Annotated in this window: 18 protein-coding genes; 14 read left to right on the plus strand and 4 right to left on the minus strand. The window is 54.2% G+C overall.

The genetic code is table 11. The features are described from left to right. From DW091_RS17760 to DW091_RS17825, 14 genes are all read left to right on the plus strand, one after another. Positions 1-821, plus strand: an 821-nt coding sequence (locus DW091_RS17760; RefSeq protein ID WP_147365307.1) for a site-specific integrase, incomplete at its 5' end; no start/stop codon positions are given. A gap of 257 nt (positions 822-1,078) precedes the next feature. Continuing rightward, a complete protein-coding gene (locus DW091_RS17765; RefSeq protein ID WP_118518858.1) occupies positions 1,079-5,110 on the plus strand; it encodes a hypothetical protein in 4,032 nt (1,343 codons plus the stop codon). 57 nt (positions 5,111-5,167) lie between these two features. Further along, entirely contained in the window at positions 5,168-5,635 is a 468-nt protein-coding gene (locus DW091_RS17770) for a hypothetical protein (RefSeq protein ID WP_118518859.1), read from the plus strand. A gap of 27 nt (positions 5,636-5,662) precedes the next feature. Next, positions 5,663-6,211, plus strand: a complete 549-nt coding sequence (locus DW091_RS17775) for a spore coat protein U domain-containing protein (RefSeq protein WP_118518860.1) — start codon at positions 5,663-5,665, stop codon at positions 6,209-6,211. A 15-nt stretch (positions 6,212-6,226) separates the two neighbouring features. Further along, positions 6,227-6,769, plus strand: a complete 543-nt coding sequence (locus DW091_RS17780; protein WP_118518861.1) for a hypothetical protein — start codon at positions 6,227-6,229, stop codon at positions 6,767-6,769. Between the two features lie 23 nt (positions 6,770-6,792). Further along, on the plus strand, positions 6,793-7,260 hold the full coding sequence (locus DW091_RS17785) for a hypothetical protein (RefSeq protein WP_118518862.1): 468 nt from the start codon (positions 6,793-6,795) through the stop codon (positions 7,258-7,260). A gap of 8 nt (positions 7,261-7,268) precedes the next feature. Next, a complete protein-coding gene (locus DW091_RS20380) occupies positions 7,269-7,619 on the plus strand; it encodes a hypothetical protein (RefSeq protein WP_187368483.1) in 351 nt (116 codons plus the stop codon). A gap of 112 nt (positions 7,620-7,731) precedes the next feature. Beyond that, positions 7,732-8,256, plus strand: a complete 525-nt coding sequence (locus DW091_RS17795; protein ID WP_058693627.1) for a hypothetical protein — start codon at positions 7,732-7,734, stop codon at positions 8,254-8,256. 138 nt (positions 8,257-8,394) lie between these two features. Next, positions 8,395-9,693 carry a hypothetical protein gene (locus tag DW091_RS20850; RefSeq protein WP_317985606.1) on the plus strand — a complete coding sequence of 433 codons (1,299 nt, stop codon included), beginning with the start codon at positions 8,395-8,397 and terminating at the stop codon, positions 9,691-9,693. Between the two features lie 67 nt (positions 9,694-9,760). Further along, entirely contained in the window at positions 9,761-9,961 is a 201-nt protein-coding gene (locus tag DW091_RS17805; RefSeq protein ID WP_118518863.1) for a hypothetical protein, read from the plus strand. Positions 9,962-9,970: 9 nt separating this feature from the next. Then, positions 9,971-10,606: a sigma-70 family RNA polymerase sigma factor gene (locus DW091_RS17810; RefSeq protein WP_118518864.1), complete on the plus strand. Its 636-nt coding sequence runs from the start codon at positions 9,971-9,973 to the stop codon at positions 10,604-10,606. A gap of 81 nt (positions 10,607-10,687) precedes the next feature. Continuing rightward, the gene (locus DW091_RS17815) at positions 10,688-10,912 is read left to right on the plus strand and encodes a hypothetical protein (RefSeq protein WP_058693632.1); all 225 of its coding nucleotides are present in this window, start codon (positions 10,688-10,690) and stop codon (positions 10,910-10,912) included. Between the two features lie 29 nt (positions 10,913-10,941). Beyond that, on the plus strand, positions 10,942-11,172 hold the full coding sequence (locus tag DW091_RS17820; RefSeq protein WP_058693633.1) for a DUF2922 domain-containing protein: 231 nt from the start codon (positions 10,942-10,944) through the stop codon (positions 11,170-11,172). A gap of 53 nt (positions 11,173-11,225) precedes the next feature. Then, positions 11,226-11,810 carry a D-Ala-D-Ala carboxypeptidase family metallohydrolase gene (locus DW091_RS17825; RefSeq protein ID WP_118518865.1) on the plus strand — a complete coding sequence of 195 codons (585 nt, stop codon included), beginning with the start codon at positions 11,226-11,228 and terminating at the stop codon, positions 11,808-11,810. 35 nt (positions 11,811-11,845) lie between these two features. On the opposite strand, the gene lsrF is transcribed toward DW091_RS17825, so the two are convergent. From lsrF to DW091_RS17845, 4 genes are all read right to left on the minus strand, one after another. Beyond that, on the minus strand, positions 11,846-12,721 hold the full coding sequence (lsrF, locus tag DW091_RS17830; RefSeq protein WP_058693635.1) for a 3-hydroxy-5-phosphonooxypentane-2,4-dione thiolase: 876 nt from the start codon (positions 12,719-12,721) through the stop codon (positions 11,846-11,848). A 73-nt stretch (positions 12,722-12,794) separates the two neighbouring features. Continuing rightward, a complete protein-coding gene (locus DW091_RS17835; RefSeq protein ID WP_058693636.1) occupies positions 12,795-13,793 on the minus strand; it encodes a dihydroxyacetone kinase subunit DhaK in 999 nt (332 codons plus the stop codon). Positions 13,794-13,866: 73 nt separating this feature from the next. Next, on the minus strand, positions 13,867-14,190 hold the full coding sequence (locus DW091_RS17840) for a hypothetical protein (RefSeq protein WP_058693637.1): 324 nt from the start codon (positions 14,188-14,190) through the stop codon (positions 13,867-13,869). Positions 14,191-14,230: 40 nt separating this feature from the next. Further along, positions 14,231-14,854, minus strand: a complete 624-nt coding sequence (locus DW091_RS17845) for a dihydroxyacetone kinase subunit L (RefSeq protein WP_058693638.1) — start codon at positions 14,852-14,854, stop codon at positions 14,231-14,233. Between the last annotated feature and the right edge of the window lie 153 nt (positions 14,855-15,007).

A 15,007-nucleotide genomic window follows, 5' to 3' on the forward strand; every position in this document is an offset into this window, starting at 1 on the left:
AGGCCCACCTCCTGCCTTTTTTTGGCGATATGCCCCTCAGGGCCATCAGCAGAAAAAAGATCCGGAAGTTTAAAAAACATCTGAGTAAAAAGCTGGCGCCCAAAACTGTAAAAGATATCCTGTCCTATCTTAAGACCATTTTAAAAGCGGCAGAGAAGAAAGGGTATCTTAAAAGCCCGGAAATGCCAAAGGTGCGGGTGCAGGCAAAGGAAAAGGAAATTCTGGACCGCCGCAGCCAGCAGGCCCTGAGCGAAAGAGTCCGGCAGAGCCAGAATCCGCAGGATATGGCCGTGTATATCAGCCTCACCCTGGGCCTGCGCATCGGCGAGGTGCTGGGCCTGAGAATAAAGGACGTCGATTTGGAGGGCGGCGTGCTGCGTGTGCGCAAAAACCGCCAGCGCGTGTACGACCCCCAAACCAGCCGCTATCCTGTTGTCAGCCTGAGCCCTAAAACCAAAAGCAGTATCCGGGATATCCCACTTGCCGCCAGCGTGAAGGCCGTCCTGGCCCACTTTTTGGAAAACAGAGACCATCGCCCCAAAAAGCCATTGATCACAGGAAAAAACGGCCGTCCCTGCGATACCCGCACAGTCCAGCGCCACTTTGCAGGCCTTAAAAAGGAGCTGGGCCTCAGCCCAAAGCTTACCTTCCACAGCCTGCGCCACAGCTTTGCCACCCGGGCACTGGAGGCCGGCGCAGAGATGAACACCCTGTCCGCCTTTCTGGGCCACGCCAGCGTCAGCTTTACCCTCAGCCGTTACGGCCACTGCGTGACAGCCCAAAAGCGGGAGCAAATGGAAAAAATAGCCGCGTGCTTTTAAAAGGTAAAAAAATAACGTTAAGTTAGAAACTTAACGTTAAAGGTATAAGCATATATACTATTAGAATATCATAAAGGTGAAAAATTGGCAAGGCATTAAAGAAAAAAGTTAATGAAAAGTAAAGCATGTTAACTTAATAACAAACTTCGGAAATAAACATAAGCATTTTTTATATTTTCGTGTTAAGTTTCTAACTTAACGTCAGCCCGAATAAAACAGATAGTGAAAATAGAAAAATGAACCAGAAGGAGACCACCATGAGTCCAACCGTAAAAACCACGCTTACCAAAACTTTGATCCTTGTTTTTTTCGCCTTGACGGCGTTTTTTGTGCTGCCCGGCGGGGTGTTGGCCGAAGAAAAGATAGTGGGAGCTTTTACGGTGACGGGCGGTCAGCAGGATACAGATTACACTTATGCAGACAACACCCTGACCGTTAACACTGGTGCGGTGCTGACCATCAAAAACACGGATTCGACCACTTCAACTGCGGATAAAATCGTGGTGATGAGTGGCGTGACGGCCAACATCACCCTGGATGGGGTGAAGATTGATGTGAGCAGCAATGAAAACAGCTGCGCCTTTGCTGTAAAAAGCGGCGCGAAGCTTAATTTGACTCTGGCTGCGGGTAGCGAGAACAGCCTGAAAAGCGGCGCTAACTGTGCTGGCCTGAACGTGCCAAAGGATGCGGAACTTACCATCGGCAGTGAGGGCGCTAACCCCGGCAGTCTGACAGCCCAATGTGGAGGGAACATCAGGAAATTTCCATATGGTGCTGGTATCGGTGGTGGAAAAGAGGAAGGTTCTGGAATAATCACTATTAATGGAGGAACAGTCTCGGCATATGGAGACGGAAGCAACGAGCGATTTGTCAATGTTTATGGAGCCGGTATCGGCGGTGGGGGTGGCGGAGCCGGCGGAACCGTCACCATCACCGGAGGAACAGTCTCGGCATATGGAAACAGAAGCAACCAAACAGGGGGTGTAGCTTATGGCGCCGGCATCGGCGGTGGTTATCTTGGGGCTGGCGGAACTGTCACCATCACTGGCGGCAGTGTCCAGGCCATCGGCGGAGATGGCGCGGAGAATATTGGTAAAGGCAAGAACGGCACCGGTTCCGGTACCCTCACCGACGGCAATAACAATAACGTTTCCCTTGTAACCCTCACCGTCAACGGCGCGGATAGCCAGCCTATGGCTACCCAAGCCATCGACACCCTGACCGTGGGCGGCTACACAGGCGACGCCACGGCAGCTGCCGCGGCTAAAAAATACGGCATCAAGGACGTATCCACCGACGCAGAGGGCAAGCTCTATCTCTACCTGCCCGCAGGCGATCCGACCGAGGGCGGTTTGGCCTACGCCACCCTGAAAGACGATGCCACCAATACCCTGTACGCAGGCAGTGTCACCGGAACAGACGGCAATCGCAGCGCAACCCTTGCGCCCATTGACGGCAATATCGACATGAGCGCCATCGGTGGCAATCTCTACATCTGGAACGACGGTTTTATGTACGGCACAGCAGCGGACGAAGCCGCCAAAATCCCATACAATGGTAATTACACCCTGACCGGTACCACCACCGCCAACGGTGTGGCCGTCATGCCCGGCTACGATGGGAAAACAGATGGGCAGGATGGCTACAAAACCATCACTTTGAATAACCTGAATATTGATGTGAGCGGCTACGAAAATCACTCTAGCTACGCCTTTCTCCTTGGCAATCCAGATAGAAATACGAATTATAACAACGTTGTGGCCAACCTGATGCTGGCGTCAGGCAGCAAAAACAGCCTTATAAGCGCAGATATGACTGCTGGACTTACCGTGCTGAAGGGCGCGAGCCTGAAACTTGACAGCACGGATACAAATCCAGGTAGTTTGACCGCTGAGAGCAGAGGTTATATTGTTGTGGATGAGATGGAATCCCCTGCTTCTGCTTCCGGGATTGGCGATTGCAATTATGGTTATACTGGTGGTTTAATCCGAATTGACGGAGGTGAGATAACAGCTGGCAATAAAACCAGTACTGGGTCAGGTATTGGCGGTGAAAATGTCATTATCACCGGCGGCAGTGTGACAGCGATTAGTGGCAGTGGTGCGGGTATTGGTGGCAGAGAGAGTAATAAGGGCTGTAATGTCACCATTAGTGGCGGCAGTGTCAAAGCGATTTCAAACAATGGCGGTGCAGGCATTGGCGGCGGTTCTTGGGGAGCTGGCGGAACCGTCATCATCACCGGCGGCAGCGTCCAGGCCATCGGCGGAGCTGGCGCGGAGGATATTGGTAAGGGCAAGTTGGCCAATGACTCCGGTACTCTGAAAAACGCCGTGGATGGCGCAGATGTCTCGCTTGTCACCCTCACGGTTAAGGATAAAAAAGACACCGCCATCGACACCCTGCAAATCGGCAACCGCACAGGCGTGGACAAGGTTCCGACAGACACCATCGATGTCAATACCCAATACGGCATCCACGACGTAACCACCGACACCGAGGGCAAGCTCTATCTCTACCTGCCCGCCGACGCCACAAGTCAGGCAGTCAGCACCGGCGCCACCCTGAGCGGCGATGCCACTAAAACCCTGTACGCAGGCAGTGTCACCGAAACAGACAGCCGCAGCGCAGCCCTTGCGCCCTTTGACGGCGCCATCGACATGAGCGCCACCGGCGGCAATGCCTATATCTGGAACGATGGTTTTATGTACGGCACGTCAGCGGACGAAAACGCCAAAATCCCATACAGCGGTAACTACACCCTGAGCGGCGGCACAGCGGAGACAGCCATCAAAAACACCGTCACCGTCATGCCCGGCTACAACGGGGGAACCGTCGGACAGAGCGGAAAAACCATCACCCTGAATGGGCTGAACATTGACGTGAGCGACAATGAAAATAGCTGTGCTTTTACCCTCAAAGGGAAAGATAGCGGCACACCCGGCGCAAGCGTCAACCTCATGCTGGCTGCAAACAGCGCCAACAGCCTGAAAAGTGGCCGTTACTGCGCCGGGCTCAACGTGCCGGGCGGCGTGAGCCTGACCATCGACAGCGATAACACTAACCCCGGCAGCCTGACCGCTCAAAGCAGTGAGACAGATAATGCCTCGCATGGCGCCGGCATCGGCGGCGGAAATCGTGAAGCTTGCGGAACGATCACCATCAATGGCGGCACGGTAACGACGTGTAGTAACAGTGGTGAAAAAGATGCTTATGGAGCCGGCATCGGCGGTGGTTATAGTGGAGCCGGGGGAACCGTCACCATCACCGGCGGCACGGTAACAGCGTGTAGTAACAGTGGTAAAGGAAAGGCTTATGGAGCCGGCATCGGCGGTGGTTTTTATGGAGATGGCGGAGACGTCACCATCACCGGCGGCACGGTAACGGCGTGTAGTGGTAAAGATACTAAAAATGCTCGCGGAGCCGGCATCGGCGGCGGTAGGGATGGAGCCGGCAGAAACGTCACCATCACCGGCGGCAGCGTCAAAGCTATCGGCGGAGATAGCTCGGATGATATTGGCCATGGCCGTTGGGGCTCTGATTCGGGTACCCTCACCGACGGCAAAAACAACCTCACCCTCAACACCCTCACCGTGGGCGAACCCGCAGTAGGCGATAACGTCGCCATCGCCAGCACCGTGGCAGACACCCCGCAAACTCTGTCCAATGGCTACGGCGTCAAGGACGTCAAAACCATGGACGGCGGCAAGGTCTACTTCTACCTGCCCGACGCCGCCGGCCCAGCGGCAGCCATCGAGGTAAAGGCCGGCACTGACCCCACGGTCTACAGCCGCAGCTATGACCGCGCCAACCCCGAAACCACAGGCGGCAGCTACGACCGCGCCAAGGCCTACACCGCTACCCTCCTGCCCCCGGCCAGCTACACCATCACCATCCCCGAAACCGCAAATTTTGGTGACGTGAGCTATCAGGCAGGCTCGGCGGAGCAGTACAAGAGTCAGCCCCTCACCGTGAGCGGACAAAACTTTACCAACCTGAGCGATGGCCGGAGCCTGAGCCTGCGCGTGAGCGGCAGCGGCCAAAGCGGGGCCTTTGCCCTGGCAAACGGCCAAAACAGCCTGGGGTACGAGGTGTACAAGGGTGAAACCGCCATTGGCAGCCCGCTGGCCACCGGCGGCAGGCTGGCCGAGAACTGGGAAACCAGCACAGAGGGCACCCCCCAAAAAGCCCTCCTGCGCCTCGATCAAAGCCAGATAAAATACAGCGGCCAGTACAAGGGCAGTCTGGTCTTTACCGTGGAAATGAACGACGACGTGCCATTAAAGGAGTAGGGCACGGCGCCCCCGTCGTGCCGTCAGATAGCATAAAAATGACAGAAAGGGATTAACATGGACAAAAAACACAAAATCATCATCGGCCTGCTGGCCGCGCTGCTGCTCTGTGCCTGTGGGGTCATCGCCTGGATGGTGACCCACCCGGCCGAGCCGCCGGATATGGAGCCGGGCGTGGTGGCGCTCACGCCAACGCCCCAGGGCGAGACCGCCCCGGACGGCATCCAGATTCCCGGCTACCCCAGCCTGACAGTGGACAGCACCACAGGCGTGATCAACGTATTGTTCAGAAACCCTGAGGGCAACCGCTGTTACTTTGAGCTGAGCCTCACCCGGACCGATACCGGCGAGGTGCTCTGGCAGTCGGCCAAATTTAAGCCCGGCACGGGTATCCAGAACCCAAAACTGGACGTAACGCCAGCCCCGGGCACCTATCCCGCGGCGCTGACCTACACCACCACCAGCCTGGAAGACCAGACCCCCATGAACGGGGCAGTCATCAACACCGAGCTGGTCGTGCAGTAATCGCAATGAAAGAAAGGACTAAAAAAAATGAAAGCAAAAACCATCCTGACCACCCTCATGCTCACCGGCCTGCTGGCCTTGGGAGCCGCGCCGGCGCTGGCGGCGGATCCGACACCAACTCCCACAACGACGATAAAACCGGCAAGCCCCAGTGCATCGACTGAGGTGAAAGCCAGCGTTAATCAAGATTACACGGTCACGATTCCGAACAGCATTGATTTTGGCACCTTGGACAATAAGTCTACCAATTTATCACAAGATTTGAAGATTAGCGCTACAAACGTTCTGATACCTGCGAGTAAGGTCTTAAATGTTAAAGTGACGTCAAATGAAGGTTCATTTGTCGTAAAGGCTGGAGACGCCAGTGTAAATTATAATCTTTATAATACCAAAGAGGGTTCCCCTGCGGCAATAGAATATGGTAAAAAATTCACGGCTTTTGAGGGTGGCAAACCTGCCGAGAATCAAGAGGTTAATGGTCAAATTACACTGGCAAATGCTCCCTTGAATTCCGGCACCTACACAGGTACCCTCACCTTCACCTGCTCTGTTGACGATGTCACACCACAACCATAAAAAGGAGAACACACCATGAAGCTTAAACCAATGACCATCGGCCTGCTGGCCGCCGTTCTTCTGGCCTTTTCGGCCGCTCCGGCGCTGGCGGAGGAACCAACCCCCAGCACCACAGCCATCAAGCCGTCACCGAGCGCCGCCACGGCCGAGGGGTCGACCAACCTCGAAGCCATCGTCGATTCAGACTACACGGTCACCATTCCGGAAAGCATTAATTTCGGCAAGGTGACTAAGACCACCCCTGAGAATGACCGAACCAGGATGCTGACCGTCCAGGCCAGTAATGTGATCATCCCGGCTGGCAGGCAGCTGAACGTGACGGTAAAGGGCACCGGCGCCAGTGACGCCTTTACCGTGACCACGGGAAGTGCCCCCAACGCGCAGTCACTGGCCTATAAGGTTGCCGATACCGCTAAAAGTTACAGCCCTGGAGATACCATTCTGAGCGCTGAAGCGGATGCAGCTAAGGAAATCAGCGTGGTTTTGGACACTCCGAGCAGTGCCGGCACTTACACAGGCCAGCTCGTTTTTACCTGTGGCCTTGCCGTAAACCAGTAAATCCATAAAAAGGAGAACGCATCATGAAGCTTAAACCAATCATTACCGGCCTGGCGCTGGCCGCCCTGCTGGCCCTTGGGGCTGGCCCGGCGCTGGCCGACCAGACCGCCGTCAATCCCACGTCCATGGGGACGGATCTCCAGGCCATTGTGCCGGATAGCTACACAGTCACCATTCCTGAATCCATGACCGGGGATAAAAGCCTGTCCGCGGGCGTCAACGCTGTGGGCAGTGTTACGGCCACCGAAGTCAACCTGGCTCCGGGAAGAGCGCTGAGCTGCACCCTGTCCGGCGACACCCTGCAGCGGAAGAACGCCAGCGATACCATCGGCTATAACGCCTATTTTGGCGACGATGCCACAGACAAGACCATCAGCCTGGCCCAGGGCGCGGTAAATGTCGTGAAGGTGGCCATCGACGCGGATAAGATCACGGCTGCCCCGGCGGGCAGCTACACGGGGGCACTGACCTTTACCTTTAATGTGAAGTAGGTGCGGCCATGAAAAGAAAACTGATTATGGCTTTGCTGGCCCTGGCGCTGGCTGTGCTGCTGGCCGCCCCGGCCATGGCCGAGGACAGCCGGGACATGGGTCTGCAGCTGGTGGTGCCTGAGCCCACCACTACGGTAACGCCCACGCCCACGGTAACACCCACACCGACAGCAACACCCACGCCCACCGCATCGCCCACGCCCACCACGGCTCAGACCGGCATGGAGACCAAAGCCAGAGCGCATAACACCGCCACCGGCCTGGAGGACGCCGGCAGCGCTCTGCTGCCCGCGGGACTCATTGCGCTGGGGCTTGGTGTGGTGCTGGCAGGCATTTGGGTCACAGGAACGCGAAAATAATGCTAAAAATAAACAAATGGGATACTGGCTGTCACCCATCAAAACCCTGAAGGCCGCATACGCAATTTGTATGTGGTCTTCGGGGTTTTTATTTTTATCAAAAGGAGAAGAAATGAAGCCCAAAAATCTGAAAAATTACATTGAGGAACACGCCGGAGATTTTGAAAGAGTTGAAAACACCGGCTATACAGACAAACAGGGGCGGGAGGTCATCGCTGAGTATGTGTATACCGGACAGGCGCGCATCGTGGTTTGTAAAGACTGCGGCGGGGCACTCAAGCCTAAAACCATGAGAATCGAGGCGAAAAACGGCTGTGCTCATGTGGTCAACGGCCTCGAAAAGCCCGTGGAGGTGGAGGAGGGGCGCGTGATCGTGGTCTATGTGTGCAGCCGTATTTGTCTGGAGTGTGCAACCCATCAGCGGGTCTTTCCCGAGGGCGTGGCCGGCTGGGTGCGCCATGCCCTGGACCGGGTCTGGGAGCTGCTGTCGCAGCTTTTTGAAAACGATGAACTATCCAGCCCCGGGCCCCTGAGGGGAAAACGCCGCCGAGCCTGGGAGACCCTGGATTATTACGGTGAGAACGCCACCCTGTACCGCTGGCGCGTCCGGGCAGCGCAATGGTTTTTAAAAGAATAAAAATAATCTTATTTTTAATAATTAAAAATTTGTTTGCGTGTTTAAAGCGCATAAATTCCTGTATTCTAGAACCATCAGCAGACACAAAATAACAAAAGCTGCTGAAATAAAATCATTTTATTTTACAGGAGGTTTACAATGAATCGTAAACAAAACACAACCCAAAAAGAAACCATGGCCCCAAAAAGCGGAAACACCGGGTGTGGTTCGTGCGCCCAAAAAAAGGCTGGCCTCGATGTTACCATGAGCCGGATTTCCACCATTATCCGCCTGGCGGAGTACAAAGACGGCCATGAGGATTTAGAGCTTTCCATCGCCAATCAGGAAAAGTCTGTCACGATCAGCGCCGACGTGCTGCGGATGCTGCACCTGGCCCTGGAGCTGGAGACTACCAAAGCCTGCCGCCTGTCTGGTAAGAACGAGGCGCTGAAGAAACAGCTGCTCCGGCTGGGCGTGGAGCCAGAGGAGCCGCACCCCATTTCCGATGTGATCATGCCCCACTATATGGATATGGACGAAACCATGGCCATGATTGGCTGGAATCGCTACGCGGGCCTGCCTGCCATGACGGTTCAGGCCTTTCTGGACAGGCTGCTGGAGGAGGAAAAGATATACATGGGTTGCCATGACTTTTACGCTTATCTGCGCCGGGAGGGCTATATCTGCAAGGTGGATGGCAACAACGTCATCACCGAAAAGGCCGAGTACATGCGTATTCTGGAAAACGGCGGCGGCAAAACCCCCGGTGGCCGGGGCATCCGGGTGACGGCCTCAGGCTGTGACTACTTTAAAGACCGTCTCGAGGAGCTGCACGAAAAGATGCGCCGGGGAGACCCAGGATTGAACTACCTGACCGAGCTATTGGCCTTTTACAGATGGCTGGAGACCAATCCTGTCAGCCCGCTGCTCCAGTCCTACTGGCATCTGCTCATGTATTACAACAACAAGGCCGCCGTCCAGGGAGGGGACGGCGGCTGGTACTGGCCTGTTTGTTTCAGGCTTCCGAACACTGTGCTCATGCGCCTTTTGAGCATCAAAGACCGGCGGGTTTTGCTGCGACAAAGACAGTACCTCATTGACCACGGCCGTGTGACGTACCAAAAGGACACAGGACAGCGGTCGGGCATTTACCGCATGACGCCCTTTGACAGCGGCCTGACGGTTGCTGCCCTGCCATCGGAAAAGGGTCACAGTGTGACACAAATCTGGACACAAACTGTCCCACAGTCTGTGACACAAGTGTCCCCGTTCATAAATATAAATAATAAACAAGCTTCTCTATTGTATTGTAATCAGGAGTCGCCGCCCGATATCCACGGCTTTAATCTGCTGCCTCCCCTCACCGAATCCGAGAAGGCCGCCATCAAAGCCCTGTACCCGGACGACGAGGTGGCCGCCTTTAACGCCATGTGGGCGGCCAGGGAGAAGAAGCAGTAGGGCACGACGCCCCCGTCGTGCCGTCAAAGAGGATCAAGCCAAAAATTTTAACCAAAAGGAGAATAACATGAAGCGATACGGCACAGGACCCAGGGTGGTCCGCAGAAGAAGAAGCTACATGGTCGAGGCCGAGTGCCGGGCGCGGGTGGGCTTTCACGCTCGCAGCGCCGAGGAGGCCGAAGATGAATTTAACGAGTTCAGCGCCGCGGTGGAAGATCAGTTTCCCGGCATTGTGCTTGAGATTACAGACGTCTATGAGGACGAGTAGGAGGTTTATTTGAGCGATTACAAAGCCATTGATGAATACGTACAGTGCTACCAGACAGGGCAGAAAAGCTCCAAGGGCAGCCCGGAGCGGGAGCTCGGCAAGAACGCGGCAGAGATGCTGCTCATGACCTTTAAGCCGCTGATTTTGTCCACCATGCAGCGCACACCCGGCATCGCGCCCTCCTGCTATGAGGACGCCTGCCAGGACGGGTGCTTGGCCTTTTTGGAGGGGATCATGAAATTTGACCCCGGACATGGCGCCGCCTTTAACGCCTTTATCAAAAGCCATTTACAGCTCTATTACAGGAAATGGCAGTGCGGGCAATTTAACCGGTCCGTCACAGCAGAAAAACAGCTGTCGGAACCCGAAAGCGGCTGTGAAGGATTAATCCTGGAGGAGGTAATTACCGACGAGACCGTGGATCTGGAAGGGCGCTATATCGAAAGCGAGAGCCGGCAGAGGCTTTGGCAAAGTGTGGAAGCGCTCTCGGCCAGGCAGGGCAGGGTGGTTTATCAACTCTTTCACGAGCGCAAAAGCCTGGTCCAGATCGCTGAGGAAATGGGCGTCACCCATAAAGCCGTTCGGAATTTGAGGGATAAAGGGCTGAAAAATTTAAAAAAATCCTTAAAGGGGGTCCCATTTTGAGCTCAAAAAAAGTATGTATAAGTGTAAGGCAAAAGCGCAGCGCCACGCCACACAAAATACAAACCGAAAAGGAGAAAACAAATGGCAGTAGAAGAAACCAAAAAGGACACCAAGCTCAAGGTAACCGTCAATCACGGCGAGAAACTGGGGAAAATTGAACGCTCCAGCAAATCCTACGGCGATGTGGATCACGAGGCCACCAAGGAGCAGCTCAGAAGCGCCTACAAGCACATCACTGGGATGCAGGAGCCCATTGGCGAAGGGTGTGAGCGGGTGACCACCAGCGACATCACAGAAATTGTGTAGAAAAATTAAATTTTGAAGGGAGATAAACAATGGCAGTAGAACAGAAAAAAGAACTGGTAATGTACTTTGAGCGCACCGACGGCAAGGAATTCAGAATGACCATCCCGCATTACAAGGAGGGGATCACCGATGAGGAAGTTAAAACCGGCGCGGCCGGCATCGTGACCGACGACATCTTCAAGCCCGAAGGCTTTGCCCTCGCCAGGCTGGCCGGCGCCAAGCGCGTAGACACCACCACCACCGACGTGGCAGTTGAGTAAAAAAGGGGCGAGAGCCCCTTTTTTACTTTCTACCTGATTAGAAGGGAGATCATATGAACATCATTCACAAACGCATTGGTCGAAGCATCTTTTTTAGCATTTTCATCCTCGTTGCCTGTATATTTTTCGCGAACCTGGTCCCTGTGCGGGAGGCGGAAACTCAGGAAGTAGGGGAAATCCAGCAGGCACAGCCGCCTCCGGTTTTGCTGACGGAGCCGCTGCCAGAGCCTGAAAGACCGCCGGACGGAGCGGTGATCGACCACCCGCTGCCAGAGGATCCTATTATCACCGATGGCCCCTGGGCGTCGGCCCACTTCCTGATGGCAGAGTATGCCTGCGACTGCGCGGGCTACTGTAACGGCTGGCCGGCAGAGATGGACCCGGAGCTGCTGGAGCGGGTGGAGGCGCTGCGGTGCTGTTTTGACCGGCCGGTTATCATCACCTCTGGGGTGCGTTGCGAGGAGCGCAACGCCGAGGTGGGCGGCATTGAAAACTCCTGGCACCTGAGTGGACACGCGGCGGATCTGTACTGCCCCGGAGTGCCCTGTGATGTGGTGGCGGCCGCGGCCCGGGAGCTGGGCCTGGGGGTCATCGAATACCCGGACCGTCAGTTTGACCATGTGGAAATCTGGAAGTGAGGTTAGGTAAAAAAAGAAGCCCAAAGGCTTCTTTTTTATTTCTTCAAGTCCAGATAGCATTCGTAGGCTTCTGCGCCGGTGCGTCCGTTGTGAACGACCTCGCGGATGGCCTGAATCATGGCTTTGGGGTCGTCTGCCTGGAAGACGTTGCGGCCCATATCGACGCCGTGGGCGCCGCGGCTGATGGCCTGGTAAGCCATTTCGAGGGCTTCGGCCTCTGGGATTTTTTTGCCGCCGGCAATAACGAGGGGCACCGGGCAGGCAGCTGCCACTTCCTCAAAGTTATCACAGTAGTAGACCTTGACGATCTGTGCGCCAAATTCTGCCAGCATGCGGGTTGCCAGAGAGAAATATTTGGTGGTGCGTTCCATTTCCTTGCCTACGGCCACAACGCCGAGGGTAGGAATGCCGTAGCGGTTGCCGGCGTCGATGGTTTTAACAATGTTATGGATGCTTTCGCATTCGCCTTCTGAGCCGATGAAGGACTGGATGGCCATACAGGTGGCATTCATACGGATTGCGTCCTCAATGTCGACGCCTACCACCTCGTGGCTCATATCATCCTTCAGGACAGAGCTGCCCGCGGAGCAGCGCAGCGCGATGGCTTTTTTGCAGTCTGGCGGAATGCAGGTGCGCAGTGCGCCCCGGGTGCCCATGAGCACGTCGGCGTAGTCCATGAGCGGCGGGATGGCCAGGTCCAGGCGTTCGAGACCCTGGGTTGGCCCCATGATATAGCCGTGGTCAAAGGCAAGCATGATGGTGTTGCCGCTTTTGGGGTCAAAGATCTGGGACAGGCGGGTTTTCATGCCCCAGTCCACGTTTTCCATGCCCTTGACGTGGAAACTTTTATTTTCTGCCGGCCGGTCAAAGCCGAAATCTTTTGCGTGTTTGTTGCCGTCTTTATCTGCCATTGGTTTGATCTCCTTTATTCTGAATTAAAAAGCGGCGTTTAAAGGCCGCTTTTGTGATTTACCGTTGCTTGAATTAAACGACCTTGTATGGGGTCTTGCATGGAGCGTTCCAGTATTTGAGCTCTTCTTCGTCTACGCGGGCCATGAACATCTGGAAGCCTGCTGTTTCCTGTACAGTCAGGATTTCGCCAACCCAGTTTGCTTTCACATGGATATCTTTTTCTTCCAGGTATTTATAAACCTTGCGGAAAACAATGAGGAGCTCCATTAATGTGGAGGAGCCACTGCCGTTGATGAATACCATCACGTCTTCACCGGCTTTGAGGTCAAGGTCTGCGATTAATTCGTCGGCCATGATCACAGCGGTTTCGTCGGCTGATTTCATTGGCTGGCGTCCGCCGCCGCCTTCACCGTGCTGGCCCATGCCCACTTCCATTTCATCATCGCCTAAGGTCGAGATGACTTCGCCGTTTGCCGGGTGGGTTGCGCCCTTGGCAGCTACGGCAATGGTGGCCATGTTGTCTGCGAATTTCTGGGCAATGGCAGCCACTTCGTCTAAGGATTTGCCTTCAGCTGCGGCAGCTGCTGCGATTTTGTATACAGGCACGCAGCCTACCAGACCGCGGCGGTCGTCGGCGTTGGAGCGCGGTGCGTTGGCAATATCTTCCTGGGTAACGACTTTCTTAACGTTCAAGCCTAATTTTGCGGCTTCCTTCATGGTTTTGTTGCCTGTGAGCATATCGCCCGCATGGTTTAAAACTACGAATAAAACGCCGTGGCCCTTGTCGGCCATTTTTAGGGCTTCGATACAGGCCTTATAGCCAGGCGCTGCAAAAATATCCCCGATCACGCAGATGTCAACCATGCCTTCGCCCACAAAGCCTTCGATGGCTGGTTCGTGGCCGGCGCCGCCTAAGGTTACGACGGTTACGCGGTCTGCGTCTTTTAATTTTTTGTTAACCACCAGGTTGTTTCCTGTTACTTCGATAATATCTGGGTTTGCCAGTTCCAGGCCTTCCAGTAATTCAGATACGATGTTTTCCGGCTGGTTTAAGAATTTTTTCATTGTCATTTTAGTATTTCCCCCTGTTAATTTAGATTATATTTGGTTTTTTAAAAAGATCGTATTTTTTGAAAACTGGACCTCACTTCATTTCCATGAGCTCGAGGACTGTGCCGTGTACGGATACAAAAGCGATGTCCAGAGTTTCATCGACGGCCATTCTTCCGTTTAGGACAGTGGCGCCTTCTTCTTCGATGAATTGATCGATATTTGGCACTTTATAGGCAACGTGGGTTTTGTTCACAACGTCGGGATGAAGGGGTGTGCCTTCTTCAAAGCGCAGATATTCAAATTTCAGGTCGTTGTTGTCTGGGCCGGAGATATAAACCTTCAGGCCTTCGGCGTAATCTTCAGGTAATACGGTTTCCTTTACAGGAACGCCAACGTGCATGATTTCATATTTCATCTTAAATTCCTCCTGAGAATCTTAATAAATTAAAACGTCATTAAAGGGCATAGCCTTCTGCCAGACCTTCGTAGAACAGGGCAAAGGATACGGAGCCAGGGTCGGTATGGCCGATGGCGCGGTCGCCGATGTAGCGGGCGCGTCCATACTTGCCAAGCATATCTGAGGTTGCGTCGGAGCCTTCACGGGCGGCTTTGGCGGCCTGGTTCAGGACTTCCTGATTAATCTTATCGGCGTTTCGGATCACCTCGGTCGCAGGGTAAATGGCGTCCATCATGGATTTTCCACCGGGCTTTGCGCCGGATGTATCGAAAAATTCTTCATAGGCGCCAAGCAGGATGGTCTTAATAAAGGCGTCGGTATCCTGGCTGGGGTCGGCCGCATCGGCCATGCCACAGACAAAAGAGCCAAAAAGCGGGGCAGCGGAGCCGCCGCTGATATCCTCAAGGGTATCGTTCAGGGCTTCCAGTGCTTCTTTCAGGTCGGTTTCTTCGTTCCAGGCGTCCACTTCGGTCACCAGCGCTTTGGCGATCTTTTCCATGGTGGTTCCGTGGTCGCCATCACCCAGCTCGCAATCCAGCCTGGTTAAGTTTTCGACGTTGCTTATAATTTTATTAGCAGATGTCAATAACATGTTTTTGATTTTTAAGGTTTCTACTGACATACTCTCACCTCCGGTATCGGTTTCAACTTGTTTATAGAATATCACCGGAATTAACATTTGTCAAACAAAAAAACGTAAAATAATTTAAAATCCTTGAAAAAATTCATAAAAATATGAAAAATAAGCAATAAACTGACAAATGTAAAGTATTTT

Origin of the sequence: Eubacterium sp. AM05-23 (genome assembly GCF_003477535.1) — a bacterium.
GTDB lineage: Bacteria > Bacillota > Clostridia > Eubacteriales > Eubacteriaceae > Eubacterium > Eubacterium maltosivorans.